Raw genomic sequence first — 26,277 nt, forward strand, 5'->3', positions numbered from 1 at the left:
CGCTGGTGGCCTGCACGCACAAACTGCTGGTCATCTTGAACGCAATCGCTCGCACCAGGTCGCCCTGGCGCGACGAGCTTGCGGAAGCTGTTTGACTTAGTCATTCAAGATGGTTGCTTCTGGGGTGGATGGCGCGCCGCCGGGCCCATGAGCCGTGAAAGGCGCCGCACCATTCTGGAGATCCGAGCCGTGTTTGCAATAGGTAACTTACTTTGGCCGGCAGGCCGGGCCTTGAACACGTTCTTACTGGTCGCGCGTGGCCCAGTCCACCAGCGCGTCGAAGGCCGGGCGCGCGGCGACGGCGTTGGGGTCGTTGGCAATGGCCACCAGCACCCAGCGCCGGCCGCTGGCGCCGTCCACGAAGCCGGCGATGCCGCTGCTGTCGCGCAGGGTGCCGGTCTTCAGATGGGCCGAGCCGCCCGAGCGCAGCTGGCGCCGGCGCAAGGTGCCGTCCACACCGATGGCCGGCAGCGAGGCCATCAGTTCCGACATGGCCGGCGAGCGCCAGGCCACCTGCAGCATCTTGGCCAGCGCCGCGGCGCTCAGGCGCTCCTGGCGCGAGAGGCCGGCGCCGTTGTCGAACACGGGCTGGCCCTCGCCGGTGCCGATGCGGTCGTTCCACCACTGGCGGATGACCGTGCGCGCATCCTCGAAGCTGGCGGCATGGCGCGGGCGCTGCTGCAGCGCCAGGGTCAGGAAGACCTGCTGCGCCATCACGTTGTTGCTGTACTTGTTGATGTCGCGGATCACCTCGGCCAGCGCGGGCGACTGCATCTCGAAGGCCGGTTTCAGGCCCGCGGGCACGCTGCCGTGGCGCATCTGGCCCGTGACCACGCCGCCCATCTCGCCCCACAGGCCGCCAACGGCGCGCAGCGCATAGCTGCGCGGGTCGGCATAGGCGACAGACCAACTGCGCTCGCCGCAGGCGGCCGGCAGACCACCGGCAAAGACCATGCGCAGCGGATCGGAAAAGTCCGCGCGCAGGCCGGCCCGCCAGTCCACCGCCGCGCCGCATTCGCCGGCCGTCAGCGGCACGCTCTGCTGCACGGCCACGCCGGCCAGCGGCGGGTCGAAGCGCAGGTGCGCCACCTGGTTGTGGCGATCGGGCATGAAGCTGATGGCCACCGAGCGGAAGTTCAGCAGCAGCGCGTCGGGCGCGGCGTTGTAGGGGCGCAGCGGTTCACCGTCGAAGGCGGCAGGGTCGCTTTCTACGCTGGGGTCGAAGGCGCTGCGGTCCAGCACGATGTCGCCCGCGATGGTGCGGATGCCCATGCCCTGCACGCGGCGCAGCAGCAGCCACAGCCGCTCCAGCACCAGCGAAGGATCGCCCCGGCCCTGGATGTAGAGGTTGCCGCGCAGGGTGCCGTCGATCACGGGGCCGTCCACATAGACCGGCGTGCTCCAGTTGAAGGCCGGGCCCAGCAGATCGAGCGCGGCATAGGTGGTGACCACCTTCATGATCGAGGCCGGGTTCACGCTTTCCTGCGCCCGCCAGGCCAGGCGCGGCGGGCGCAGGCCTTCGGCATCGGCCACCAGCAGGGTGACGGATTCGCGCGGCACCTTGGCACGCGCCAGCGCGGCTTCCACTTCGGGCGGCAGGGCCTGCAGCCGGCCGGCCGGCGCGTTCTGGGCCAGGGCGGGCAGCAGGCAGAAAAACGCGGCGGCGGCGGCCAGCGCCGCGCGCAGCGAGTAGGGCAAGGGGGCCAGGAGGGTCATCAAGGGCATGGCGCGGAATTATCCAGAGCGCTCTGGGCCGCCCTGCGTCGGACGGGCGCCTCAGCCAGGGCGGCAGCGCACAAGGCCCTGGTGCCGACCCGCCGGCTGCGGCCCTCGATAATCGCCCGATGCCCGAATCTTCCGCCCCCGAGCGCGCCGCGCGCCACGCGCTGCTGTCCCCGCGCGTGATGGGCATCAGCGCGGCACTGGTCACGGTGGCCATGTGGACCGCCTTCATCATCATTGCGCGCGCCTCGGCTGCGCGCTCGCTCACGCCGCTGGACCTGGCGGCCGTGCGCATCGTGGGCGCGGCGCTGGTGCTGCTGCCCTGGGGCTGGTGGCTGGTGCGGCAGGCGCGCGCGGCCCATGCGCGCAGCGCTGCAGCAGACGCGGCGCCGCCCGTCAGCTCCTTCTTCGGCCTCTCGCCGCTGCACTGGCGCGTGACGGCGCTGGCCGGCTTCTTTGGCGCCGTGATCTACGCGGTGTTCTCGTACACGGGTTTCTTCTTCGCGCCCGCGGCCCATGCCTCGGTGCTGATGCCCGGCAGCCTGCCGCTGTGGACGCTGCTGCTGGCCGCACTGGTGCTGCGCGACCGCATCACGCCCGCGCGCGCCACCGGCTTGGCGCTGATTCTGGCCGGCGACCTGATCGTCGGTGGCAGCAGCCTGCTGCAGGCTTTCAATGGCGGCGATGTGTGGAAGGGCGACCTGCTGTTCATGGGCGCCGCCTTCAGCTGGGCCTGCTATGCCGTGGTGGTGCGCCGCCACGGGCTGGACGCGGTGCGCGCCACCATCGCGATCACCGTCTTTGCCGCCTTCAGCTACCTGCCGGTCTATGCGCTGCTGGTGGGCCTGGATGTGCTGCGCAGCAACCTGGCCGGCGCACCGCTGGGCGAGGTGCTGTTCCAGCTTCTGTTCCAGGGCGTGGGCTCGGTCGTGATCTCGGGCATCAGCTTCACGCGCATGGTGGGCCACTTCGGCCCCGTGCGCTCGACCATGATCACCGCCGTGGTGCCGGGCCTGTCGGCGCTGGGCGCGGTGCTGTTCCTGGGCGAGCCCCTTTCCTTGAACCTGTTGCTGGGCCTGGCGCTGGTGACGGCGGGCATCCTCTTCGGGGTGCGGGCCGTGGCCGCGGCACAGGCGCCGGTGCCCGCCTCTGCGGAGCGTTGCCATGCCTGAGCTGCTGGCTTTTGACACCAGCACCGAGGTGCTGTCCATTGCCGTGCAGCGCGGCGACGCCGTGCTGGCGCGCACCGAGGCCGGCGGCGCGCAGGCTTCGGCCACGCTGATCCCACTGGTGCAGCAACTGCTGGCCGAAGCCGGGCTCACGCTGTCGGCGCTGGACGCCATCTGCTTCGGCCGCGGGCCCGGCGCCTTCACGGGCCTGCGCACGGCCTGCGCCGTGGCCCAGGGCCTGGGCTTTGGCAGCGGCCGGCCCCTGCTGCCCATCGATACGCTGCAGGCCGTGGCCGAAGAGGCCCACGCGCTGTGCGGCGCCACGCGCGTGCTGGCGCTGCTGGACGCACGCATGGACGAGGTCTATGCCCAGGCCTGGACGCGCGACGCGCAGGGCCTGTGGCACGCCGCGCCGGGCGACGCGGGCCAGGCCCGGCTGATGTCGCCCGAACAGGTGCAGGCCCCGGCCCAAACCGGCTGGGTGCTCGCCGGCAACGCCTTCACGGCCTATGGCCAGCGGCTGCCCGCCGCGCCGGCGCGCCAGAGCGCCCTGCCCACCGCCGGCGCGCTGCTGCGGCTGGCACCGGCGCTGCTGGCCGCGGGTGCCGCCGTGCCGCCCGAAGCGGCCTGGCCGCTGTACGTGCGCGACAAGGTGGCCCAGACCACGGCCGAGCGCATGGCCGTGAAAGCTGCAGCAACAGCCACACCATGAGCGCCGTGCACGCCAGCAACGAGGCCCGCCTCGAAAGCATGCACGCCGGCCATCTGGACCGGGTGCTGGACGTGGAAGAGCGCGCCTACAGCCACCCCTGGACGCGCGGCAACTTCCTCGACTCCATGCGCGTGGGCTACCACTGCCAGTGCCTGATCGGGCCGGCAGCGCAGACCCTGGGCGCGGCCATGGGCACGACTGCGGACACGCTGATCGGCTACTTCGTGGCCATGAAGGGCGTGGACGAAGTCCATCTGCTCAACATCACCGTGGCGCCGGCCTTCCAGCGCCAGGGCTGGGCCGCGCTGATGCTGGCGGCGCTGACCGGCTGGTCGCGCGGCCAGCAGGCGCACTGGCTGTGGCTGGAAGTGCGCGTGAGCAACAGCCGCGCCCAGGATCTGTACGAGCGCCACGGCTTTCGCCGCGTGGGCGTGCGCAAGAACTACTACCCGGCCCCCGGCGACCGGCGCGAGGACGCCATCGTGATGAGCCTGCGGCTGCAGGAATCGCCCAGCGCCTGGGGAGGCCTGCTGCCATGACGCCGCCACTGCAGCTCGATGCGCGCCAGCGCGCCATGCTCGAAGAGATGGGCATCAAGGTCTGGCTGCCGCAGGCCGAGGCCGAGGCGCCCGCTCCCGCACGCGCGCCGGCACCGGCCGCCGAGGACGCTGCGCCGCAGCCAGCGCCCGAGACGGCCACGCCCGACAGCGCCCCGCCGCGCCGCGGCCCCGCACCCGCGCCCGTCGCTGCACCGGCCCCGCAGGCCGCCCCCGCCAGCGCGCTGGGCATCACCCTGCCCGAGCGCCTGTATGCCGCGGACGGCCAGAGCGCCACCGGCGGCTGGCTCGTGGTGGTGGACATGCCGCCCGACGCAGGTGGCCGCCACGAAGCCCTGCTGGCCGGCGAGGCCGGCCGCCTGCTCGACCAGATGCTGCGCGCGCTGGGCCTGCACGCGGGCACGGTGCCCGTGCATGCGGTGCGGCTGTGGCGCGCGTCGCCGGGCCAGCCGCATCCCGAAGGCGCGGCCGATTTCGACACCGCCTTCGAAGCCGCCGCGGCCCCGCTGGCGCCGCGCCTGGTGCTGGCGCTGGGCATGCTGTCGGCCCAGCGCCTGACCGGCGTGCAGGCCCCGCTGGGCCGCCTGCGCGGCAGCGCGCATGCCGGCAGCCTGGCCGGCGCCGGCTGCGCCGTGGTCGCCAGCTACCCGCCGGCCTACCTGCTGCGCAACAGCGCCGACAAGGCCCGCGCCTGGGCCGACCTGTGCCTGGCGGCTGAGACTCTTCAGAACGGCTGATTCACAAGCTCAAGCGCTGCGGCGCGCCGCATCGATGTTGCGCGCCGTGCCCAGCAGGGTGGCGCACAGGGTCTGCTGACCCTCCGGATCCACGGCATACACCTCGGCCGCGCAGACCGTGAGCAGCCGCCCTGCATCGACCACCCGGCCCACGGCGCGCAAGTGGCTGCCGGTGGCCGGCGCCAGCAGTTTGAGCGTGCCGTCGATGGTGGCGTTGATCCATCCCTGCGGCAGCAGCGTGGCGGCGGCCGAGACCGCGGCGAAGTCGGCCGCCGCGAACACGGCCGTGGCCTGCAACTGGCCCGGCCTGAAGCAGAAGGCCGGCAGCACCGGCATTTCCAGTTCGGCCAGGCCGGCTTCCAGCCGCGTGAAGCGCAGGCCCAGCGTCTGGGCCATGGGCATGGCCAGCACGGCGCGGCGCACCTGCTCGGGTGAAGTGGTGGTGGCGGTATTCATGGTTGGCGTTCCCTGGCTTTGCGGGTGGGAAAAGGGGAAGCCGGCGCTTTGCTTTGCGCACGGGCCTTGCGGCGCTCGCACCAGGCGATGTGATCGACCAGCCGGCGCCGCAGCGCGCGCTGGGCCGCGATCACCGCGTCCACCTCGGCCACGCGCGCACGCAGCTGGGCCATCAACTCATCGAGCCCCAAGGTGCCCGCGCGGTAGCGCGGCAGCAGCTGCGCCAGCACGGGCAGCGGCACGTCGAGCGCGCGGCCCATGGCAATGAAGGTGACTTCGCGCAGCACGCGCTCGTCGAAGCGCCGGTAGCCGCCGGCGCTGCGGCCGGCCTGGATCAGACCGGCCGCCTCGTAGCGCCGCAGCCGATGCACCGACACGCCGCTGCGCTGCGCCAGCTCGGAGATGTTCATCGTCATGATGCAGGCCAGCGTAGCAAGGCTGGCGCAGTGCGAGGCTTGCGCAGGGCCCGCGCGGGCGTCGCGGGCGCGACTGCCCGCGCGGCGGGCACCCTGCGGCAAAGGCGGCACCTAAAATCGCCGCCCATGAATTTCATCGATCAGCTCCTGGCCGCGCAGCAGCGCAACAACTCGATGTTGTGCGTGGGGCTCGATCCGGAGCCCACGCGCTTTCCGGCCGCACTCAAGGGCGACGCCAGCCGCATCTACGATTTCTGCGCGCGCATCGTCGATGCCACGGCCGATTGCGCCATCGCCTTCAAGCCGCAGATCGCCTACTTCGCCGCCCACCGCGCCGAAGACCAGCTCGAAAAGCTCATTGCCCACATCCACGCCAACACGCCGCAGGTGCCCGTGATCCTCGACGCCAAGCGCGGCGACATCGGCTCCACGGCCGAGCAGTACGCGCTGGAGGCCTTCGAGCGCTACAACGCCGACGCCGTCACGCTCTCACCCTTCATGGGTTTCGATTCGGTGGCGCCCTACCTCAAGTACGAAGGCAAGGGGGCCTTCCTGCTGTGCCGCACCAGCAACCCCGGCGGCAGCGACCTGCAGGGCCAGCGGCTGGCCAGCGTGCCCGGCGAGCCTCTGCTGTACGAACATGTGGCCGGCCTGGCGCAGGGCCCGTGGAACCTCAACGGCCAGCTGGGCCTGGTGGTGGGCGCGACCTACCCGCACGAGATCGAACGCGTGCGCGCGCTGGCGCCCACGGTGCCGCTGCTGATCCCCGGCGTGGGCGCGCAGGGCGGCGATGCCGTGGCCACGGTGCGCGCGGGCTGGCGCGCCGGTGCACCCATCGCCGTGAACTCCTCGCGCGCGATCCTCTACGCCTCGTCAGCCGACGACTTCGCCCAGGCCGCGCGCCGCGAGGCGCTGCGCACGCGCGATCTGCTGGAAGCGGCGAAAGGCTGAGGTTCAGGCGAGCGTCAGGCTCGCCAGCGCCACGAGCTGCGCCGTCTCCGCGCGCAGCACGCGCGGGCCCAGCGTGACGGGCACAAAACCGCGCGCACGCGCCGCCGCCTCTTCCTGCGCATTGAGGCCGCCCTCGGGCCCGCCGAGCACCGTGAAGGCCGCGCCCTGGCGCCGCTGCGCCAGGCCCTGCGCATCGGGCGCGAAGGCCAGCAGCAGGCGCTGGGAGGCGGCCTCTGCGCCCAGGCTTTCGAGCCAGCCGGCCAGCGGCTGCACGGGGTGCAGCTCGGGCACGCGGTTGCGCCCGCACTGCTCGCAGGCGGCCACGGCCACGGCCTGCCAATGGGCCTGCTTCTTCTGGGCCCGCTCTCCGGCCAGGCGCAGCACGCCATGGGCCGTGACCAGCGGCTGGATGCTGGCCACGCCCATCTCCACGGCCTTTTCCACCAGCCAGTCCATGCGCTCGTTGGCCGGCATGCCGATGGCCAGGTGCACGGCCACGGCGGCCTCGCGCTCCACCGGGTCGTGCGCGCCGATCTGAACGTGAACATCGCTGCGGCCCATGCGCTGCACCGTGGCGGCGTATTCGCCGCCGCGGCCGTCGAACAGGGTCAGCGCGTCGCCGGGCTGCAGGCGCAGCACCTGCACATGGCGCGCGGCGCCCGCAGGCAGGGCCAGCGATTGGCCCGAGGCCAGCGGCTCGGCGCAATGGATGCGGGGCATGGCGCGATCAGACTCTGCCGTAGGCGAAGCCGACTTGCGGCGTCGTGCCTTCGATCTCGTCGATCAGGCGCAGCAGCGGCGCCAGCTCGCGGTAGCGGCCGGCCGTGGCGCGGATGTAGGCGATGAAGCGCGGCGTGTCGGCCAGGTACTTGGGCTTGCCGTCGCGCAAGGTCAGGCGCGCGAAGATGCCGGCCACCTTCAGGTGCCGCTGCAGGCCCATCCATTCCACGGCGCGGTAGAAGTCGCCGAAGTCCTCGTGCACGGGCAGGCCGGCCTTGCGGGCCGCCTGCCAGTAGCGCACCGTGACGTCGATGACGAAGGACTCGTCCCAGCTCAGGAAGGCATCGCGCATGAGGCAGGCGATGTCGTAGGTGATGGGGCCGTAGACCGCGTCCTGGAAGTCGAGCACGCCAAGCGTCGCGTCGTCGGTCAACATGAGGTTGCGCGGCATGAAGTCGCGGTGCACGAAGACCGGGGCCGAAGACAGGTTGTTCTCGACGATCAGGTCGAAGGCCTGGTCGAGCACCGCGCGCTGCGCATCGCTGAGCTGCACGCCGCGGTGCCGGCCCAGGTACCAGTCGGGAAAGAGCTGCAGCTCGCGCCGCAGCAGCGCGGCGTCGTAGGCGGGCAGCACGCCGGGGCGCGAGGCCAGCTGCCAGCGCACCAGCGTGTCGATGGCCTGGCGGTAGCGCGGCAGGTTGGCGGCGGCATCGTCGGGCGCGATGCCTTCGAGCATGGTCCGCGCGCCGAGGTCGTCGAGCAGCATGAAGCCCTCGGCCTCCTGCCAATCGAGCACCTGCGGGGCGCGCACGCCAGCGCCCTGCAGCAGGCCGGCCACCTGCACGAAGGGACGGCTGTCTTCCTTGTCGGGCGGTGCATCCATGATGATGCGGGCCAGCCCGTCGGTCTCGGTGTCGATGCGCAGGTAGCGCCTGAAGCTCGCGTCGGCAGAGGCCAGGCGCAGCGTCTGGGGGCGAAGTTGCTGCGCGGCGGCGATGGTGCCAAGCCAGCGGTGGAAAGCCTGTTCACGCGCCGGATCGGACCAGGCCACGGACGGGGAAGAAAGGCCGGCGGCCGGGGGCGGGAAAGCGGTCATGGATAATCCGAATTCTACAAATCCGCCCTGCGCTGCCCCGCGCGACAGGGGCCCCGCGCCGGCGCCGCCGGCGTCGTCAGGCCCTCTGACGCGACCCGTCGCTCCTCTATTGCGTTGTACGCCGCAAGCTCCTCGATGCCCGAACTGACCCGTGCCAACCGGCCCTGGTGGCTGCCGCCAGTGCCGCTGGCCCTGCTGTCGATGGCGCTGCTGCAAGCGCAGGCCGCCTGGGCCCAGTCGGCCTGGGAAGCCGAAACGCCCCTGAAGCTCCAGCGCACGCCCATGCTGCTGGAGGCCATTCCGGCCGACCAGCGCGGCGGCCGCCCCAGCATCGTGGAAGGCGACCGCATTTCGGGCCGCCCGAACCTGGAGACCATCGTCGAGGGCAATGCCGAGCTGCGCCGCGCAGACACGGTGATCCGGGCCGACCGGCTCGAGTACTACCAGCCCGACGACCTGGCCAAGGCCACGGGCAACGTGCGCGTGAACCGCGCCGGCAACGTGTACGAAGGCCCGGCGCTGCAACTGAAGGTGGAGCGCTTCGAGGGCTTCTTCAACGACGTCCGCTACCAGCTGCTGGCCACGGGCGCGCACGGCAAGGCCGAGCGGGTGGATTTCATCGACGCCGACCGCGCCGTGGCCCGCCGCGCCACCTACACCACCTGCCGGCGCGACGACACCGAGAGCTACACGCCGGCCTGGTTCCTGTCGGCCGAATCGCTGCGCACCGACAGCGAAGAGAACGTGGGTGTGGCCGAGAACGTGCAGCTGCATGTGTTCGGCGTGCCCACGCCGCCCATCCCGCGCGTGAGCTTCCCGCTCAACAACGAGCGCAAGTCCGGCCTGCTGCCGCCCACCATGGGCATCGACAGCCTCAACGGGCTGGAGCTGGCGCTGCCCTACTACTGGAACATCGCGCCCAACCGCGACGCCACGCTGACCACCACGGTGATGGCCAAGCGCGGCGTCAATGTGTCGGGCGAATTCCGCTACCTCGAGCCCGCCTACAACGGCGAAGTGCGGCTGGACTACATGCCCAGCGATTCGCTGCCCAGCAACCGGCGCGACGAGGCCATCTCCCTGGCGCTGGGGAACGGCGACTACGCCCGTGCCGCGCAGCTGGCGGCCGAGAGCTCGCGCCACAGCCGCGGCCGCTGGGGCCTGTGGACCAAGCACCACCACAGCTTCAACGCCCGCGACCTGGGCCTGGATTCGCTCAGCGCGGATCTGCAGATCAACCGCGTGAGCGACGACGACTACTGGCGCGACTTCGACCGCACGCCCACCCGCGTGACGCGGCTGCTGCCCAACGACGCCTCGCTGAACTGGAGCAAGGGCGACTGGAGCGGCCGCGTGCGGGCGCTGAAGTACCAGACACTGCAAAACGAAGACCTGCGCATCCTGCCGCCCTACGACCGGCTGCCGCAGCTGACGGCCGACTACACGCGCTACGACTGGCGCGGCTTCGACTTCTCGCTCAACACGGACTTCACGCGCTTTCGCGCCAACACCGCGGAGCAGGGCCAGCCCAATGCCGACCGCGCCGTGGCCAAGCTGCAGCTGAGCCGGCCGTTCCTGTGGCCCGGCGCGTACGTCACGCCCAAGGTGCAGCTGCACACGGCCAGCTACTCCTTCTCGTCGCCGCTGGCCGACGGGCGCAGCTCGGCCACCAGCACCGTGCCCACCTTCAGCGTGGACAGCGGCATGACCTTCGAGCGCGACACCTCGCTGTTCGGCAAGGCCTACAGGCAGACGCTGGAGCCGCGCGCGATGTACGTCTACACGCCCTACCGCGCGCAGAACCGCCTGCCCGTGTATGACACGGCGGCCAACGACTTCAGCTTCGCCACGCTGTTCACCGAGAACGAGTTCTCGGGCTCCGACCGCGTCTCGTCCACCCATTCGCTGACCGTGGGCCTGAGCTCGCGCTTCCTGGATGCCGAAACCGGCGCCGAGCGCGCGCGCGTGGGCATCGCCCAGCGCCGCCGCTTCGCCGACCAGCGCATCACGCTGCCCAACACTGTGGCCGTGACCGATCGCGCCAGCGACCTGCTGCTGGGCGCGCAGGTCAACATCAGCCCCAAGTGGAGCGTGGACACCACGGTCCAGTACAACCCCGACGACAGGCGCTCCAACCGCAGCACCGTGACGGCCCGCTACACGCCCGGCCCTTACCGCACGCTGTCGGCGTCGTACCGCTACCAGGCCGACCGCATCTCCACCAACGGCGTGGGCAACGAGTCCATCGACCTGGGCTGGCAATGGCCGCTGAACGACCTGTGGGGCGACAAGGGCAAGGACCTGGGCCCCGGCCGCGGCCAGGGCGGCGGGCGCTGGTATGCGCTGGGCCGCCTGAACTACAGCCTGCGCGACAAGCTGATGACCGACGCCGTGGTCGGCGTGGAATACGACGGCTGCTGCTACATCGGCCGCGTGGTCTTCGAGAAGGTCAGCACCGGGGTGGCCACCTCCACCAAGCGCATCATGTTCCAGATCGAATTCCTTGGCTTCACCAGCATCGGTGCCAGCCCCATGCAAACCCTGCAGCTGAACGTGCCGCGCTACCAGCCGCTGCGCCTGCCGCAGTTGGCGCCCAGCCGGTTCAGCAACTACGACTAGCGCGGCGCGCTCCCACGCACGCCGCACCGCATCGCACAGAGAAAGGTCCCGTCATGAACGCCCTGCGCACCACCCTCTCGCTGGCTCTGCTGGCCCTGACGGCCGCAGCGTCGCACGCCCAGTCGTCGGCGCCGCGCACCGCCGCGCCGGCGCGCGCCGGCATCACCGACATCATGCGCGCCGGCCCGTCGGTGGCCGTGCCGCCGCCTGCCGCGCGCGCCGCCGCGCCCGTGCAGCGGGCCGCTGAATACATCGTGGCGCTGGTGAACTCCGAGCCCATCACCAACACGCAGGTGCAGCGCCGCGCGCAGCGCGTGCTGGAAGAGGGCGGCCCGCAGGTGGCCAACATGCCGCGCAACGTGCTGCTGCGCGAAGTGCTGGAGCAGCTGATCAGCGAACGCGCCCAGCTGCAGCTGGCCAAGGAACAGGGCGTGCGCGTGGACGCCGCCGCCATCGAGCAGGGCGAGCAGACCGTGGCACGCCAGAACGAGCTCACGCTGACGCAGCTCTACGCCCGGCTGAGCGAAGCAGGCCTGTCGCGCGAGGAGTTCCGCAACAACATCCGCGACCAGTTGCTGCTCACCAGGCTGCGCGAGCGCGAGCTGGAATCGCGCGTGCGCGTGAGCGAGCGCGAGATCGACGAGTTCATCGCCGAGCAGCGCGGCGAGGCACCGGGCGCCTCTTCCGAACGCCTGAACATCGCGCAGGTGCTGCTGCCGGTGCCCGACAACGCGGGCGAATCCCAGGTGGCTGCGCTGCAGAAGCAGGCGCAGGAGATCGCGGCGCGCGCGCGCGGTGGCGAAGACTTCGCCAAGCTGGCCGGCGAGTTCTCGCGCGCGCCGGAGGCCCGCAGCGCTGGCGGCGCGCTGGGCCTGCGCTCGGCCGACCGCTACCCCTCGCTCTTCGTGGAATCCACGCGCAACCTCAAGGTGGGCGAGGTCACGGGCCCGCTGCGCTCGGGCGCAGGCTTTCATGTGCTCAAGCTGCTGGCCCGCGAGCGCGCCAGCGCCGCGGCCGACACCATCACGCAGACCCAGGTCCGGCACATCCTGATCCGCCCCGACGACAAGCAGAGCGCCGAGCAGATCGTGGCGCGGCTGCAGGGCTACAAGCGCAGCGTCCAGGGCGGCAGCGCCGACTTTGCGGCACTGGCCCGCGAGCATTCGCAGGACACCGGCAGCGCCCGCAACGGCGGCGAGCTGGGCTGGACCTCGCCCGGCAGCTTCGTGCCCGAGTTCGAGCAGGCCATGAACCAGCTGCAACCGGGCCAGATCAGCGAGCCCGTGGTCTCGCGCTTTGGCGTGCACCTGATCCAGGTGCAGGGCCGCCGCGATGCGAAGGTGGACCCGCGCGAACTGCGCCAGGCCGCACGCAACGCCCTGCGCGACCGCAAGATGGACCAGGCCTACGAAGCCTGGGCCCAGGAAGTGCGGCACCGCGCCTACGTCGAGATGCGCGAGCCGCCGAACTCCTGACATGAAGCACATCGCGCGCAAGCGCTTTGGGCAGCATTTCCTGTCCGACACGGCCATCATCGACGCCATCGTGCGCGCCATCGCGCCGCAGGCGGGCGAGCCCATGGTCGAGATCGGGCCCGGCCTGGCGGCGCTGACGCAGCCCCTGGTGGAGCGGCTGGGGCGCCTGAGCGTCATCGAGCTGGACCGCGACCTGGCGGTGCGCCTGCGCCAGCATCCGCAGCTGGACGTGACCGAAAGCGACGTGCTGGCCGTGGACTTCGACGCCCTGGCCGACCGGCTGGTGGGCGCGGGCCGGCAAGGCGGTCTGCGCGTGGTGGGCAACCTGCCCTACAACATCTCCACGCCGATCCTCTTCCATCTGCTGCGCTATGCCCCGCGCGTGCGCGACCAGCACTTCATGCTGCAAAAGGAAGTGATCGACCGGATGGTGGCGCGCCCCGCCACCTCGGACTACAGCCGCCTGTCTGTCATGCTGCAGTGGCGCTACGAGATGGAGAACATCCTGTTCGTGCCGCCCGAAAGCTTCGACCCGCCGCCGCGCGTGGACAGCGCCGTGGTGCGCATGCTGCCGCTGGCCGAGCCGCCGCAGGTGGATGCGGCGCGCCTGGAAGCGCTGGTCCAGCTGGCCTTCAGCCAGCGGCGCAAGCTGCTGCGGCATACCCTGGGCCGCTGGCTCGATGAGCACGGCTTTGGCGGCCGCTTCGACACCCAGCGCCGCGCCGAAGAAGTGCCGGTGGCCGAATACGTGGCCCTGGCCCAGGCCGTGGGTCCGCTGCGCTGAGCAGCAGCGGCCAGACCGCCCAAAGAAAAAGCCCGCGCAAAGCGCGGGCTGGCGAGCGAAGCGAAGCCCCCAGGGCACTCACGGGACCGGCTTTGCCGGACCGTCGAGTGCTCCCCCCTCGCGAAGCAGAGGGGGAGCCGCGAAGCGGCCTGGGGGATGCCTGCTCTTTATGCCGCCGACAGCCAATAGCTGCTGTTGAAGGGGCTGCTCATGCGCAGCGCCAGCGGCGACACATCGACGATCTTGTCCGTCGGCATCTTCTCCGCCTCGTCGGCGGCCGCGCTGTTCTGTTGTGTCAGCTCGATGCCGTTGACGGCGGTGTTGGTCGTCAAAGCCGCGGAGCCTTCGCTCGCGGTGGGGGCCGGGTTCGCCCGTTCTGCTTGGCCAGCGGTTGCAGAACGGGCTACAGAAAAGAATAGAAACAGCGGAAGGGCACCTTGCGATCACCCCAGTAGTCGGCGGCGTCGCGGAAGATGTCGAGCAGCTGCTCGCGCGCTTCCTTGTCGAACTTGGCATGCGCGGGGATCTGTTCGAGCACCACCACAAAACCGGGCTGCGGGCCCGATTTGTGCAAGGGATCGGTCATGCAGTCGTACAGCGCGTCGAAGTTCTTGCCGAAGTGGGCCGGAAAGGTGAACTGCTGGGCGATCAGGTCCAGCACGTCCTGCTTGCTCTGCGCGGTGGCCAGATTGGCGTACAGGAAATGGTGGCCGGCGGCATGCGCGGCTTCCTGCAAATCGTGCACGCGGAAGGCGCGGATCGACTGGACGATGTTGGGGCGAACGCCCTTGAGGGACTGGTTCGTCTCCGGTGTTGTTTCCATGGTGGTCAAGGCTTCTCCCAAGCGCAGGGGTGCATCGTTGCTCACGTCGCGATCGCAGCTCATCACGGCATGATCTTCCTGAAGCTGGCGTAGTGGTCCGCGGTGTACCAACAGGCGTCAGGCGTGCGGGGCGGACCACCGCACACAATGCGCCGGGCACCACGGTTGCGTGCGCCAGGGGTATCGACCGTGTACTCGCGGTAGTGGCCGCGCCGCTCACGCGGCAGCAGGCGTTCCCGGTTGCCGAACACCGTGCCGTCCTTGTCGTAGCGGAAGGGACCGCCGTCCAGGATGGCTTGGTAGGTTCGCCGCCCTTGCACCGGCAGCTCGCGCAGTGCAATGACACTTTCCACACGGTCCGCTCCTTCGAGCGGCCGGGCCTCGCGCATGTCCCGCGCCCAGCTGGCATTGCCACCGCCCCACAAGGCCGCCGCACAAGCACCCACAAGGGCGAATCGGGAAGCGGAGGTGAAAAGGGAAACGGCTGCTGCCATGAAAGGCATCGAGAACTATGAGCGCGATTTGGCGAAGGCCAGAGATGCGGGTTTACCCGCAAATTCAAGCCCGCCAGTGTGCATCAGAGCTGCGCAAATAGCAAGCACCTGCTCAATTGTTAAGCAGAGTAACCCAGGGAAGCGTGCGCCCTCACGTGAGCGCACACTCCCCTTTTTGCCCTTCAACGATCGGCGTTTGCGTCGGCCACGGTGAGGGCCGTCATGTTCACGATGCGGCGCACGGTGGCGCTGGCCGTGAGGATGTGGACCGGCTTGGCCGCCCCCAGCAGCACGGGGCCGATGGCGATGTTGCCGCCAGCCGCCGTCTTCAGCAGGTTGTAGGCGATGTTGGCCGAGTCGATGTTCGGGAACACCAGCAGGTTGGCGTCGCCGGCCAGCGCGCTGTGCGGCATGATGGCCATGCGCTGCTTGCCATCCAGGGCCACGTCGCCGTGCATTTCGCCGTCCACTTCCAGCCAGGGCGCCTGCACGCGCAGCAGGTCCAGGGTCTGGCGCATCTTCACGGCGCTGGGGTGGTTGCTGGTGCCGAAGTTGGAATGGCTCAGCAGCGCGGCCTTGGGCTTGAGGCCGAAGCGCATCATTTCCTCGGCCGCCATGGTCGTGATCTCGGCCAGTTCCTCGGCACTCGGGTCGTAGTTGACGTGGGTGTCGACCAGGAAGATCTGGCGCTCGGGCAGCATCAGCCCGTTCATGCAGGCGTACACGGGCACGTCCTGCGGCGTGCTGTCGCAGCCGCCGGGGCGCTTGCCGATCACCTGGTCCAGGTAGTGCAGGTGGGTCTGCGTGGTGCCCCAGGTGCCGCAGATCAGACCATCGACCTCGCCCTTGTGCAGCAGCATGGCGCCGATCAGCGTCAGGCGCCGGCGCATCTCGATCTTGGCGACCTGCACCGTGATGCCCTTGCGCTCGGTCATGCGGTGGTAGGTCTGCCAGAAGTCGCGGTAGCGATGGTCGAAGTCGGTGTTGACGACGTCATAGTCCAGCTCCTCGCGCAGGCGCAGGCCGAACTTCTGGATGCGCTGGGCGATGACGGCCGGGCGGCCGATCAGCGTGGGCCGCGCGATGCCTTCGTCCACCACGATCTGGCAGGCACGCAGCACGCGCTCTTCCTCGCCCTCCGCGTAAGCCACGCGCTTCTTGGTGGCGCGCTTGGCCGCATCGAAGATGGGCTTCATCGTCGTGCCCGAGGCATAGACGAAGGTCTGCAGCTTGTCGCGGTAGGCGTCCAGGTCCTGGATGGGGCGCGCGGCCACGCCGCATTCCTCGGCCGCCTTGGCGACGGCGGGCGCGATCTTCATCATCAGCCGCGGGTCGAAAGGCTTGGGAATCAGGTATTCCGGACCGAAGCTCAGCTTCTCGCCCACATAGGCGGCAGCCACGCGCTCGCTCTGCTCGGCCTGGGCCAGCTCGGCAATCGCATGCACCGCGGCGATTTCCATCTCGTCGGTGATGGTGGTGGCGCCGCAGTCCAGTGCGCCGCGGAAGATGTACGGGAAGCACAGGACGTTGTTGACCTGGTTCGGGTAGTCGGTGCGGCCCGTGGCCATGATCACGTCGTCGCGCACGCCGTGCGCCACCTCGGGCATGATTTCCGGGTTCGGGTTGGCCAGCGCGAAGATCACCGGACGCGCGGCCATCCTGGCCACCATCTCTGGCTTGAGCACGTTGGCCGCCGACAGGCCCAGGAACACGTCCGCGCCCTCCATGACCTCACCCAGGGTGCGTGCTTCGGTCTTGCGCGCGAACAGGGCCTTGTCCTCGTCCATCAGTTCGGTGCGGCCTTCGTAGACCACGCCCGCCAGGTCGGTCACGAACACGTTCTCGCGCTTGAGGCCGACCTTGAGCAGCAGGTTCAGGCAGGCCAGCGCCGCCGCACCCGCGCCCGAGGCGACCAGCTTGACCTGGCCGATGTCCTTGCCCGCCACCTTCAGGCCGTTGAGCATGGCAGCCGCGACCGTGATGGCCGTGCCGTGCTGGTCGTCATGGAAGACCGGAATCTTCATGCGCTTGCGCAGCTCGCGCTCGACGTAGAAGCAATCGGGCGCCTTGATGTCCTCGAGGTTGATGGCGCCGAAGGTGGGCTCGAGCGCAGCGATGACTTCCACCAGCTTCTGCGGGTCCTTCTCGTCGATCTCGATGTCGAACACGTCCACGCCGGCGAACTTCTTGAACAGGACGCCCTTGCCTTCCATCACGGGCTTGGAAGCCAGCGGGCCGATGTCGCCCAGGCCCAGCACGGCGGTGCCGTTGGAAATGACCGCCACCAGGTTGCCGCGCGAGGTGTACTTGAAGGCGTTGGCCGGGTCCTTGACGATCTCTTCGCAGGGCGCCGCGACGCCGGGCGAATAGGCCAGCGACAGATCGCGCTGGTTGGTCATCTGCTTGGTGGCCGAGATGGCCACCTTGCCGGGCGTGGGCAGGGCGTGGTAGTCCAGCGCAGCCCGGCGCAGCAGGGCGCGTTTGTCTTCGGGCGAGGCTTGAGGCGTGGCGGTCGAGTCGGACATCAGGGCTGCTCCGGGAGTCGCGAAGGCGACGATTGCTTGTTCTAAGGGGCGCCGATTGTAGGAGCGCGCCTATCTGCGCCCACGTTTGTCCGAGCTTCGCGCTCATGCACATAGTGCAATCGGCCATGCCGGATGCCAACTTTTGGGCAGTCCGGCCGGCGCTGCCCTTGTGGCAACATCCGGGGCCGACCGTTCACCCCGCACGAGGAGCAGCGCATGGCATTGATGGACTTCATCAAGAAACAGTTCATTGACATCATTCAATGGACTGAAAGCGGCGATGGCACCCTCGCCTGGCGTTTCCCGATGCAGGAAATGGAAATCCAGAACGGCGCCTCGCTCACGGTGCGCGAGTCGCAGATGGCCGTGTTCGTCAACGAAGGCCAGGTGGCCGACGTCTTCGGCCCGGGCATGTACAAGCTGACGACGCAGACGCTGCCCGTCCTGACCTACCTGAAGAACTGGGACAAGCTTTTCGAGTCCCCGTTCAAGAGCGACGTCTACTTCTTCAGCACGCGCCAGCAGGTCGACCAGAAGTGGGGCACGCCGCAGCCCCTCACCATCCGCGACAAGGACTTCGGCGCCGTGCGCCTGCGCGCGTTCGGCAACTACGCCTTCCGCATCGCCGATCCAAAGCTCTTTCACACCGAGATCTCGGGCACGCGCGAGAGCTACGGCGTGGCCGACCTCGACGGCCAGCTGCGCGGGCTGGTGCTGCAGAACATCAGCAACGCCATCGCCGCCAGCGGCGTGCCTTTCCTGGACCTGGCGGCCAACCAGATCCAGTTCGCGCAGGCGCTGTCGAACCAGCTGGCGCCCGAGTTCGCCAAGATCGGCATCAAGCTCGAGACCATCACGGTGCAGAACGTCTCGCTGCCCGAAGAGCTGCAGAAGATCCTCGACCAGAAGATCGGCATGGGCATGGTCGGCAACGACATGGGCAAGTTCATGCAGTACCAGACGGCGCAGGCGATCCCCAAGTTCGCCGAAGCCTCGGGCAGTGGCAGCGGCATTGCCGGCGACGCCATGGGCCTGGGCGCGGGCGTGGCGCTGGGCCAGGTGCTGGCCCAGAACCTGGCGCAGGGCCTGAACCCCAACGCCGCCGCCCAGGCCGCCGTGGCGGCCACGGCGCCGCCGGCCGCGGTGAGCGCCGACGAGGTGATCGCCACGCTGGAAAAGCTCGGTGAGCTCAAGGGCAAGGGCATCCTGACCCAGGAAGAGTTCGACGCGAAGAAGGCCGAGCTGCTCAAGAAGCTGGTCTGAACGGCACATCCATGACTTTTCTTGCGCGATGCGCCGATGAGGGCGGCGCTTCGGCGGGCCTGAGCCTGCGGCCGCAGCAGCGCGAAAAGGCCTGCCTTGGCTGAGCCCGGCGGCCCCGGCAATCCTGGCGAAAGCCAGCGCCACTACCGCGCGCCCTGCCCTGGCTGCGGCGCGCCGGTGGAGTTCCGCTCCGCCCAGTCCACGCACGCCGTCTGCCCCTATTGCCAGAGCACCGTGGTGCGCGAGGGCGAGCAGCTCTCGCGCATCGGCAAGATGGCGGAGCTGTTCGATGACTTCAGCCCGCTGCAGCTCTTTGCCGCCGGCCGCATCCAGGGCCGGCACTTCACGCTGGTAGGCCGGCTGCAATACGCGTACGCCGAAGGCCGCTGGACCGAGTGGGTGGCGCAGCTCGACGGCGCCGGCCAGGGCGAGACGCCCGAGGACCGCATCGGCACGCTGAGCGAGGACAACGGCGCCTTCGTTTTCTCGCTGCCCTACGCCCTGCAGCGCACGCCGCCCGAGGCCGACGACCTGCGCGTGGGCATGACCACCGCCATCGACGGGCGCCCCTTCACCGTCAGCTCGAACCAGGAAGTCTGGCTGCACGCGGCGCAGGGCGAGCTGTCGCACCTGCCCGGGCTGGGCGAGCGCTTGCGCATGGTGGAGCTGCGCAACGACGAAGGCCTGGTGCTGAGCCTGGACTACGGCAGCGCCCCGCCCACGGCCTCGCTGGGCCGCTCCGTGCAACTGGCGGACCTGCAGCTTTCGGGCCTGCGCGATGCCAGCGACAAGGAAGAAAAAGGCGGGCGCAACTTCAGCTGCCCGAACTGCGGCGCGCCGGTGCATGTGGACCTGGAGAGCAGCAAGAGCGTGACCTGTGGCCAGTGCCGCAGCATCATCGACCTGAGCGCGGGCCTGGGTGCCGAGCTGAAATTCGCCACGCAGGACGAGCCCGTGCGCCCGCTGATCCCGCTGGGCAGCAAGGGCCAGTTCAACGGCAGCGCCTGGCAGGTGGTGGGCTTCCAGCATCGCGTGGGCCAGGAGCCGGGCGACGACGAGCAGTTCGGCTGGAGCGAGTACCTGCTGTTCAACCGCAAGAAAGGTTTCTGCTTTCTGGTGGACGCCAGCGACGGCTGGAGCCTGGTGGCGCCCACCACCGGCGCGCCCAAGATGGCGGGCAATGCCAACAGCGCCACCTACCTGGGCAAGACCTACCACAAGCTCTACGCGTACAACGCCGAGACCACCTACGTGGCCGGCGAGTTCTACTGGCAGGTGGCGCGCGGGCAGAAAAGCTTCAACCGCGATTTCGGACTGGGCAAGGCGCTGCTGTCCTCCGAAAGCACGCCCCAGGAGCTGACCTGGTCCAGCGGCGACCGGCTGGACAGTGCGGCCGTGGCGCAGGCCTTCGGCATGCAGGCGCAGGCCGCGCGCTTCAGGCGCGACGAGGTCAAGCCCTTCACTGCCGCGCCCTCGCTGAGCATCGGCACCATCATCGTCATCGTGGTGCTGATCCTGATCATGCTGTCGCTGCTGAGCACCTGTTCCGGCTCGGGCAGCGGTGGCAGCTACCGCAGCTCGGGCGGCTCCTACGGCGGCTACAGCAGCGGCGGAAGCCACAAATGAGCACGACTCGTCTTTTTCACCATCCCTACTCACCCCCTGGAGGTTCTCATGCTGGGAATTGAATGGCTCAGGCCCGCGGCCTTCCTCGGCTCCATCCTGTTCGCGCTCATCGGCGTGCTGGTGTTCTGGCTGTGCTTCGTCATCGTCGACAAGATCACGCCGGTGGACATGTGGCGCGAGATCGTCGAGAAGCAGAACCTGGCCCTGGGCGTGGTGGTGGCGGCCATGTGCCTGGGCATCAGCCTGATCGTGGCTGCGGCCATTCATGGAGGCTAGCGAGACAGCGCGAACGCGCATCTCGCCCACCGCGCTGGTACTGCTGACCAGCGTCTTCGTGGTCGCAGCCTGCGGGCTGGTGTACGAGCTGAGCGCTGCGGCGCTCAGCTCGTATTTGCTGGGCGATTCGGTGCTGCAGTTCAGCACCATCATCGGCACCTACCTGTTCGCCATGGGCGTGGGCTCGTGGCTGTCGCGCTACTTCGACCGGCAACTGCCCGCGCATTTCCTGCGCGTGGAGCTGCTGGTGGCGCTGGTGGGCGGGCTGCTGCCGGCGATCCTCTTCCTTGCCCATGCCTATGTGCCCGGCGCGTTCAGGCTGCTGCTGTACGGGCTGGTGATGATCGTGGGCATGCTCGCGGGGCTGGAGATCCCGCTGGTGATGCGCATCCTGCGGCGCGACATCGGGCTCAAGGACCTGGTCTCGCAGGTGCTGACCTTCGACTACCTGGGCGCACTGGCCGTGTCGGTGGCCTTTCCGCTGCTTCTGGTGCCGCAGCTGGGCATGATCCGCACAGGCCTGTTCTTCGGCCTGCTCAACGCCTTCGTGGGCGTGTGGGCGCTGTGGCTGTTCCGGCATGAGCTGCGCCATGTGGGCGCGCACGCGCTGGCCTGCGCCATCACGGTGGGCGCGCTGGTGGCGGCCTTCATCGGCGCCGACGCCCTCACCTCGCTGGCCGAAGACCGCTTCTACCAGGACCGCATCGTGGTCAGCGCCACCTCGCCCTACCAGCGCATCGTGGTCACGCGCGGCAGCGCAGGCCATCGGCTGTATCTCAACGGCAACCTGCAGTTCGCCGAGCGCGACGAGTACCGCTACCACGAGGCCCTGGTGCATCCGGCGATGGCTGCGCACGGCGCGCCCAAGCGCGTGGCCGTGCTGGGCGGCGGCGACGGCATGGTGGTGCGCGAAGTGCTCAAGCACCCCTCGGTGGAACAGGTCACGCTGGTGGAGCTGGATCCGAACATGACGCGGCTGTTCAAGGACGATGCGCAGCTGGCCGCGCTCAACGGTGGCTCGCTGAGTTCGCCGAAATTGAAGGTGGTGAACACCGACGCCTTCCAGTGGTTGTACAAGCAGACAGAAGCGTTTTATGACGTGATCGTCGTGGACTTTCCGGACCCGACCAACTTCGCCATCGGCAAGCTCTACACCGAGTCCTTCTACGCCCTGCTGGACCGGCGCCTGTCGGCCGGCGGCTATGCGGTGATCCAGACCACTTCGCCGCTGATCGCGCGCCAGAGCTTCTGGACCGTGGTGCAGACGGTGGAGTCGGTGGGCCTCACGGCCACGCCCTACCACGCGCATGTGCCCAGCTTCGGCGAATGGGGTTTCGTCATCGCCAGCCGCCGGCCCTGGCGCCTGCCCGACCAGCTGCCCGAGGGCCTGCGCTTTCTCACGGCAGACACGCTGCCGTTGCTGTTCGACTTCCCCAAGGACATGGCGCGCGTGCCCGCGCAGGTGAACCGCCTTTCCAACCAGGTGCTGGTGAACACCTACGAGCGCGAGTGGGGCAAGCATTGAAGCGCCGCGCCTTCCTCGGTGCCGGCGCAGCGGGCACGCTGGCCCTGGCGGGCTGCGATGCGGCGGCACCCGCCATCGAAGGCGGCTTCACGGGCATCGATGTGGCGCGCGGCCATGCCTGGCGCGATGGCGCAGGCCGCAGCAGCGCCGCACCCGCGCGCACGCAGCAGTGCGAGGTGCTGATCGCGGGCGGCGGCATTGCGGGCCTGGCAGCGGCGCGCGCGCTGCGCCTGCAGGGCATTGAGGACTTTGCGCTGCTGGAGCTGGAGGACGGCGCCGGCGGCAACGCGCGTGGCGGCAGCGTGGGTGGCCTGGCCTGCCCGCTGGGTGCGCACTACCTGCCCGTGCCCGGCGACGACGCGCACGAAGTGCAGGACCTCCTGGAAGAACTGGGCCTGCGCCAGCGCGTGGCCGGGCGCTGGGTGTACGACGAGCGCCACCTGTGCCACAGCCCGCAGGAGCGCCTGTATTTCGAAGGCCAGTGGCAGGAAGGCCTGCTGCCCGTGCACGGCGTGGGCGAGGACACGCTGGCGCAGTACCGGCTGCTGGCCCGGCAGGTGGCCGCCCTGCGGCGCGCGCAGCGCTTTGCCATTCCCGCTTTTCGCGCGCCCTGGACGCCCGAACTCGCCGCGCTCGAAGCCCGGCCCTTTGCGCAATGGCTGGCGCAGCAGGGCCTGGATGACCCGCAACTGCTCTGGTACCTGGACTACTGCTGCCGCGACGACTACGGCGCGGGCATCGCGCATGTGTCGGCCTGGGCCGGACTGCACTACTTCGCCAGCCGACACGGCTTTCATGCGCCGGGCGACACGCAGGACGAGGACGGCGAGCGCGAAGCGGTCTTCACCTGGCCCGAGGGCAATGGCTGGCTCAGCGCGCGCCTGGCCGCGCCGCTGGGCGATCGGCTGCGCAGCGCGCATGCGGTCACGCGCATCACCGAGCTGCGCGATGGCGTGCAGGTCGACGCCTGGGACGCGCGCGCGCAGCAAACCGTGCGCTGGCAGGCCCGGCGCTGCATCGTTGCGCTGCCGGCCTTCATTGCGGCGCGCGTGGTCGAAGGCGCGCCCGGCTGGCTGCAGGCCGCCGCGCGCCACATCAGCTATGCGCCCTGGCTGGTGGCCAACGCCCATCTGCGCGCGCCGCTGCAGGACCGCCCCGGCGCCGCGCCCAGTTGGGACAACGTGGTCTTCGGCACGCAGGGCCTGGGCTATGTGGATGCGGGCCACCAGCGGCTGGACCCGAGCCCGCAGGCCACGGTGCTGAGCTGGTACCGCCCGCTGGGGCCCAGCCGATGGGACGGCGCGAGCGCGCGCGAAGGTCGCCAGCGGCTGTTCGATGCGCCATGGACGCACTGGCGCGACCAGATGCTGGCCGAGCTGTCGGTGCCGCACCCGGACCTGGCCGAAAAGATCACGCGCATGGCCATCACGCGCTACGGCCATGCCATGGCGATCCCGACGCCCGGCCTGCGCGCGCATCTGCCGCAGCCCGAAGAAGGCAGGCCGGGCCGGTTGCGGGCCGGCCGGCTGGCCTTTGCGCATGCCGACTGGTCGGGCTATTCGATCTTCGAAGAAGCCTTCACGCGCGGGCACCTCGCGGCGCAGGCCCAGGCATGAGAGAACGCCGATGCCCCTGACCGGAACCCTGCGCGGCATTGCCGCCATGCTGCTGGCCTGCGCCTTCTTCGCCGGCATGGACGCGCTGCTCAAGGTGCTGGCCGGCCACTACCCGCCGCTGCAGGTGATGGCGCTGCGCGGCCTCACGGCCCTGCCGCTGATCGGCCTGTACATCGGGTGGCGGCGCGAGGCCAAGAGCGTGTTCAACCGCCGCCTGCGCTGGCGCCTGCACCTGCTGCGCGCCGCGCTCAACATGGGCATGCTGGTGCTCTTCGTCTACGGCCTGCAGACCCTGGGCCTGGCCGAGGCCTACACCCTGGCCTTCGTGGCGCCGCTGCTCATGACCTTGATGGCCGTGCCGCTGCTGGGCGAATCGGTGCTGCCGCGCCACTGGGTGGCCATCGGCCTGGGCTTTGCGGGCGTGGTGGTGGCGCTGCGGCCCGAACAGGGCGCCTTCCTCTCAACTGGCGCGCTGGCCATTCTGGTGGCAGCCGTGTGCTATGCGCTGTCGAACGTGCTGGGGCGGCTGATCAGCCGCACCGAATCGAGCGCGGCCCTGGTCTTCTGGACCACCGCCTGCATGGCCGTGGGCGGCAGCCTGCTGGCGGCGCCGAACTGGGTGCCCGTGCAGGCCGGCCATGCGGGCGTGCTGCTGGGCCTGGCGCTCACGGGCTTTATGGGCCAGATGGCCATCGCCGAGGCCTTTCGCCACGGCCAGGCCGCCGCCATCGCGCCCTTCGAATACAGCGCGCTGGCCTGGGCGCTGCTGCTGGACTGGCTGATCTGGCGCGCCGCGCCCGACGCCTGGACCATGGGCGGCGCGCTGCTGATCATCGCCAGCGGCATCTACCTGGTGCGCGGCGAAGCGCCGCGTGCCGTGAACAAGACAAGCGAAAGCTGAAAGCCACAATGCAGGCATGAGCATCAATCACCAGACCCTCAAATGCGGGGAGTGCGGCAGCGGCGTGCTGGAGCGCACGGGCCTGAACCAGTACCGGTGCGCGCACTGCGGCTCGGTGTCGGTGGTCGAGGACCAGGTCTCCGAACGGCTGGACCGGGTGCTCGAGCAGGTCAAGGATGCCGCGGCCGAGCGCCTGGCGCGCGAGGAAGCGGCGCGGCGCGCGCAGAGCCAGCGCACCATGGCCATCGTCATCAGCGTGATGGTGGCCGCGGGCGTGCTGCTGCTCCTGCTGGGCCGCCTGTGGAACCCGCCGGCCGCCACCCAGGCCGCTTCGGCGCCGCGGCCCGTCTTCAACCGCAGCATTCCCACCGAAGGCCTGAAGCTGGTCGATGCGCGCCAGGTGCTGGTGGGCAGCGGCAGTTCGGCGCGGCCCAAGCTCTTCGTGCTGGCCCGCAATGAAACGGGCCAGGTGCTGGAATCGCCGCGCGTGGAGGCCCATTTCTTCGACGGCGAGAACCGGCTGGGCAGCCGCTCCGAACGCCTGCCGCTGAGCCTGATGCTGCCCGGCGAATCGCTGCCCTTTTTGATGGACCTGCCCGGCGAGCGCAACGTGACGCGCCAGGAATTCAAGGTGGCGCCGCTGTCGGCGCCCTCGCGCGCGGTGCAGGGGCCGCGGCTGCCCTTCGAACGCGTGCGGCTGGTGCAGCAGGGCCGGGACCTGCGCTTCGTCGCCCGCGTGGCCAATCCGCCCGGCGAGCGGCGCGTGCTGAGCGACGTGCGCGTGCTGGTGACGGCCTACGACGAGGCGGGTGCGCCCATTGCCATCGGCCGCGCCTATGCGCAGGCCGCCGAGATCCGGCCCGGCGAGCGCAGCACCCTCGAGGCGCGGCTGGAGCGCTTCGGTGGCGATGCGGGCGTGGCGGCCTGGGACTGGCGCGTGGACCATCAATGGAGCGATGCCGAAGGCGGCACGCGCACGGCCGTGATCGCGGCCGACCGCGTGCAGCGCGTGACGGGCGCGCCCGAGCGCTTCAACGAGCGCCTGCGCATGAGCACCGCGGACCTGCTGGCCGAGGACAGCGAGCGCTTCGACCTGGCGCAGCTGGAACTGCTGCCGCTGATTCCCGGGCTCAGCACCATCCGCCAGCGCACCTACATGACCGAGCTGGTCAACCGCAGCAAGGACCGGATCGCCATCGCCCCCGCGGCCGTGATCTCGCGCTACGACGGCAACAGGCTCGACGGCAGCACGCAGCTGGACGGCGTGGCCTACCTGTACCCGGGCGAGCGCCTGCCGGTGCAGGTGGACCCGCAGAGGGCCGACCGCATCACGCAGACCCGCGTGGAATGGAAGCCGCTGCGCGGCGCGCCGCTGCCGGGCCCGCGCCAGCCGCTGGAGGTGCAGGTCAGCAGCACCGAGGCCCAGGTGGGCAGCGTGCTGCTGAACTTCAGCCAGCGCTTCAGCTACAAGGCCGTCAACGTCAAGGGCCAGGTGCGCAACCCCGGCACGGCCATCGTGCGCAAGGCGCGCCTGTGGGTGAGCCTGCGCGACCGCAACGACCGGCTCACCGGCTTCAAGCAGGTGGACAACCTGCCCGCCATCGGCCCGGGCGAGAGCGTGCCCTTCGAGGTGCGCATCGAGCAGCAGGGCGCCGACTTCGCCAGCGTGAGCACGCTCTACCAGAGCACCGAATAGCGCTTGTATCTTTAAACCTGACCAGCGCGGTAGAGTCTGAACGCCGTTGAGGCGGCCAGACCGGCCCGTGCAGTTTGGTAAGCGCTGGGGTGATCGAGCCCGTCTCTGAGTACAGAAC

The 26,277-nt window shown here is 69.9% G+C and carries 24 protein-coding genes; 15 read left to right on the forward strand and 9 right to left on the reverse strand.

The window, feature by feature from the left end:
* Positions 1-243: 243 nt before the first annotated feature.
* Positions 244-1,725 carry a D-alanyl-D-alanine carboxypeptidase/D-alanyl-D-alanine endopeptidase gene (gene dacB, locus PGB34_RS22780; RefSeq protein ID WP_271430410.1) on the reverse strand — a complete coding sequence of 494 codons (1,482 nt, stop codon included), beginning with the start codon at positions 1,723-1,725 and terminating at the stop codon, positions 244-246.
* Between the two features lie 119 nt (positions 1,726-1,844).
* Between dacB and PGB34_RS22785 the strand changes: the two genes are divergently transcribed.
* From PGB34_RS22785 to PGB34_RS22800, 4 genes are read left to right on the forward strand one after another with little or no spacing between them, the layout of a single operon-like run.
* Positions 1,845-2,894 carry a DMT family transporter gene (locus tag PGB34_RS22785; RefSeq protein ID WP_271430411.1) on the forward strand — a complete coding sequence of 350 codons (1,050 nt, stop codon included), beginning with the start codon at positions 1,845-1,847 and terminating at the stop codon, positions 2,892-2,894.
* Positions 2,887-3,603, forward strand: coding sequence for a tRNA (adenosine(37)-N6)-threonylcarbamoyltransferase complex dimerization subunit type 1 TsaB (gene tsaB, locus PGB34_RS22790; protein WP_271430412.1), 717 nt, complete (start codon positions 2,887-2,889; stop codon positions 3,601-3,603). Before PGB34_RS22785 ends, tsaB begins: the two co-directional genes overlap by 8 nt.
* Positions 3,600-4,142 (forward strand): ribosomal protein S18-alanine N-acetyltransferase, encoded by a 543-nt coding sequence (gene rimI / locus PGB34_RS22795; RefSeq protein WP_271430413.1) that lies wholly within the window; start codon positions 3,600-3,602, stop codon positions 4,140-4,142. The genes tsaB and rimI overlap by 4 nt, the downstream gene beginning before the upstream one ends.
* A complete protein-coding gene (locus PGB34_RS22800) occupies positions 4,139-4,897 on the forward strand; it encodes a uracil-DNA glycosylase family protein (RefSeq protein WP_271430414.1) in 759 nt (252 codons plus the stop codon). Before rimI ends, PGB34_RS22800 begins: the two co-directional genes overlap by 4 nt.
* Positions 4,898-4,906: 9 nt before the next feature.
* Here the strand turns inward: PGB34_RS22800 and PGB34_RS22805 are convergent, their stop codons facing one another.
* Positions 4,907-5,353: a PaaI family thioesterase gene (locus PGB34_RS22805; protein WP_271430415.1), complete on the reverse strand. Its 447-nt coding sequence runs from the start codon at positions 5,351-5,353 to the stop codon at positions 4,907-4,909.
* The gene (locus PGB34_RS22810; RefSeq protein ID WP_271430416.1) at positions 5,350-5,763 is read right to left on the reverse strand and encodes a MerR family DNA-binding transcriptional regulator; all 414 of its coding nucleotides are present in this window, start codon (positions 5,761-5,763) and stop codon (positions 5,350-5,352) included. Before PGB34_RS22810 ends, PGB34_RS22805 begins: the two co-directional genes overlap by 4 nt.
* A 132-nt stretch (positions 5,764-5,895) precedes the next feature.
* Here PGB34_RS22810 and pyrF point away from each other — a divergent pair, with 132 nt between their 5' ends.
* Entirely contained in the window at positions 5,896-6,720 is an 825-nt protein-coding gene (gene pyrF / locus PGB34_RS22815; RefSeq protein ID WP_271430417.1) for an orotidine-5'-phosphate decarboxylase, read from the forward strand.
* A 3-nt stretch (positions 6,721-6,723) separates the two neighbouring features.
* Here the strand turns inward: pyrF and PGB34_RS22820 are convergent, their stop codons facing one another.
* Complete coding sequence (locus tag PGB34_RS22820; protein ID WP_271430418.1) at positions 6,724-7,440, reverse strand: 16S rRNA (uracil(1498)-N(3))-methyltransferase; 717 nt, start codon at positions 7,438-7,440, stop codon at positions 6,724-6,726.
* Between the two features lie 7 nt (positions 7,441-7,447).
* Positions 7,448-8,536: an aminoglycoside phosphotransferase family protein gene (locus PGB34_RS22825; protein ID WP_271430419.1), complete on the reverse strand. Its 1,089-nt coding sequence runs from the start codon at positions 8,534-8,536 to the stop codon at positions 7,448-7,450.
* A 135-nt stretch (positions 8,537-8,671) separates the two neighbouring features.
* On the opposite strand from PGB34_RS22825, the gene PGB34_RS22830 reads away from it, so the two are divergent.
* Genes PGB34_RS22830 through rsmA form a run of 3 tightly spaced genes read left to right on the forward strand, consistent with a single transcriptional unit; the run spans position 8,672 to position 13,414 of the window.
* Positions 8,672-11,155 (forward strand): LPS-assembly protein LptD, encoded by a 2,484-nt coding sequence (locus tag PGB34_RS22830; RefSeq protein ID WP_271430420.1) that lies wholly within the window; start codon positions 8,672-8,674, stop codon positions 11,153-11,155.
* Positions 11,156-11,208: 53 nt separating this feature from the next.
* Complete coding sequence (locus tag PGB34_RS22835) at positions 11,209-12,630, forward strand: peptidylprolyl isomerase (RefSeq protein ID WP_271430421.1); 1,422 nt, start codon at positions 11,209-11,211, stop codon at positions 12,628-12,630.
* A gap of 1 nt (position 12,631) precedes the next feature.
* Complete coding sequence (gene rsmA, locus PGB34_RS22840; RefSeq protein ID WP_271430422.1) at positions 12,632-13,414, forward strand: 16S rRNA (adenine(1518)-N(6)/adenine(1519)-N(6))-dimethyltransferase RsmA; 783 nt, start codon at positions 12,632-12,634, stop codon at positions 13,412-13,414.
* A gap of 167 nt (positions 13,415-13,581) precedes the next feature.
* On the opposite strand, the gene PGB34_RS22845 is transcribed toward rsmA, so the two are convergent.
* The 4 genes from PGB34_RS22845 to PGB34_RS22860 all read right to left on the reverse strand — a co-directional run bounded on the left by PGB34_RS22845 (position 13,582) and on the right by PGB34_RS22860 (position 17,256).
* Positions 13,582-13,746: a hypothetical protein gene (locus tag PGB34_RS22845; protein ID WP_271430423.1), complete on the reverse strand. Its 165-nt coding sequence runs from the start codon at positions 13,744-13,746 to the stop codon at positions 13,582-13,584.
* 71 nt (positions 13,747-13,817) lie between these two features.
* A complete protein-coding gene (locus PGB34_RS22850) occupies positions 13,818-14,237 on the reverse strand; it encodes a barstar family protein (RefSeq protein WP_271430424.1) in 420 nt (139 codons plus the stop codon).
* 62 nt (positions 14,238-14,299) lie between these two features.
* Complete coding sequence (locus tag PGB34_RS22855; protein WP_271430425.1) at positions 14,300-14,731, reverse strand: ribonuclease domain-containing protein; 432 nt, start codon at positions 14,729-14,731, stop codon at positions 14,300-14,302.
* 182 nt (positions 14,732-14,913) lie between these two features.
* Positions 14,914-17,256, reverse strand: a complete 2,343-nt coding sequence (locus tag PGB34_RS22860) for an NADP-dependent malic enzyme (protein WP_271430426.1) — start codon at positions 17,254-17,256, stop codon at positions 14,914-14,916.
* Between the two features lie 216 nt (positions 17,257-17,472).
* Here PGB34_RS22860 and PGB34_RS22865 point away from each other — a divergent pair, with 216 nt between their 5' ends.
* The 7 genes from PGB34_RS22865 (at position 17,473) to PGB34_RS22895 (ending at position 26,159) form a co-directional block, all read left to right on the forward strand.
* Entirely contained in the window at positions 17,473-18,519 is a 1,047-nt protein-coding gene (locus tag PGB34_RS22865; RefSeq protein WP_271430427.1) for an SPFH domain-containing protein, read from the forward strand.
* A 96-nt stretch (positions 18,520-18,615) separates the two neighbouring features.
* Positions 18,616-20,145, forward strand: a complete 1,530-nt coding sequence (locus PGB34_RS22870; protein WP_271430428.1) for a DUF4178 domain-containing protein — start codon at positions 18,616-18,618, stop codon at positions 20,143-20,145.
* A 48-nt stretch (positions 20,146-20,193) separates the two neighbouring features.
* Positions 20,194-20,421, forward strand: coding sequence for a DUF350 domain-containing protein (locus PGB34_RS22875; protein WP_271430429.1), 228 nt, complete (start codon positions 20,194-20,196; stop codon positions 20,419-20,421).
* The gene (locus PGB34_RS22880; protein WP_271430430.1) at positions 20,411-21,946 is read left to right on the forward strand and encodes a polyamine aminopropyltransferase; all 1,536 of its coding nucleotides are present in this window, start codon (positions 20,411-20,413) and stop codon (positions 21,944-21,946) included. The genes PGB34_RS22875 and PGB34_RS22880 overlap by 11 nt, the downstream gene beginning before the upstream one ends.
* The gene (locus PGB34_RS22885; RefSeq protein ID WP_271430433.1) at positions 21,943-23,562 is read left to right on the forward strand and encodes an NAD(P)-binding protein; all 1,620 of its coding nucleotides are present in this window, start codon (positions 21,943-21,945) and stop codon (positions 23,560-23,562) included. The genes PGB34_RS22880 and PGB34_RS22885 overlap by 4 nt, the downstream gene beginning before the upstream one ends.
* A 10-nt stretch (positions 23,563-23,572) precedes the next feature.
* Positions 23,573-24,463 (forward strand): DMT family transporter, encoded by an 891-nt coding sequence (locus tag PGB34_RS22890; RefSeq protein ID WP_271430431.1) that lies wholly within the window; start codon positions 23,573-23,575, stop codon positions 24,461-24,463.
* Positions 24,464-24,479: 16 nt separating this feature from the next.
* Entirely contained in the window at positions 24,480-26,159 is a 1,680-nt protein-coding gene (locus tag PGB34_RS22895; RefSeq protein WP_271430432.1) for an FxLYD domain-containing protein, read from the forward strand.
* The last annotated feature ends 118 nt before the right edge of the window (positions 26,160-26,277 follow it).

Origin of the sequence: Xenophilus arseniciresistens (assembly GCF_028023875.1) — a bacterium.
Lineage (GTDB): Bacteria > Pseudomonadota > Gammaproteobacteria > Burkholderiales > Burkholderiaceae_C > Xenophilus > Xenophilus arseniciresistens.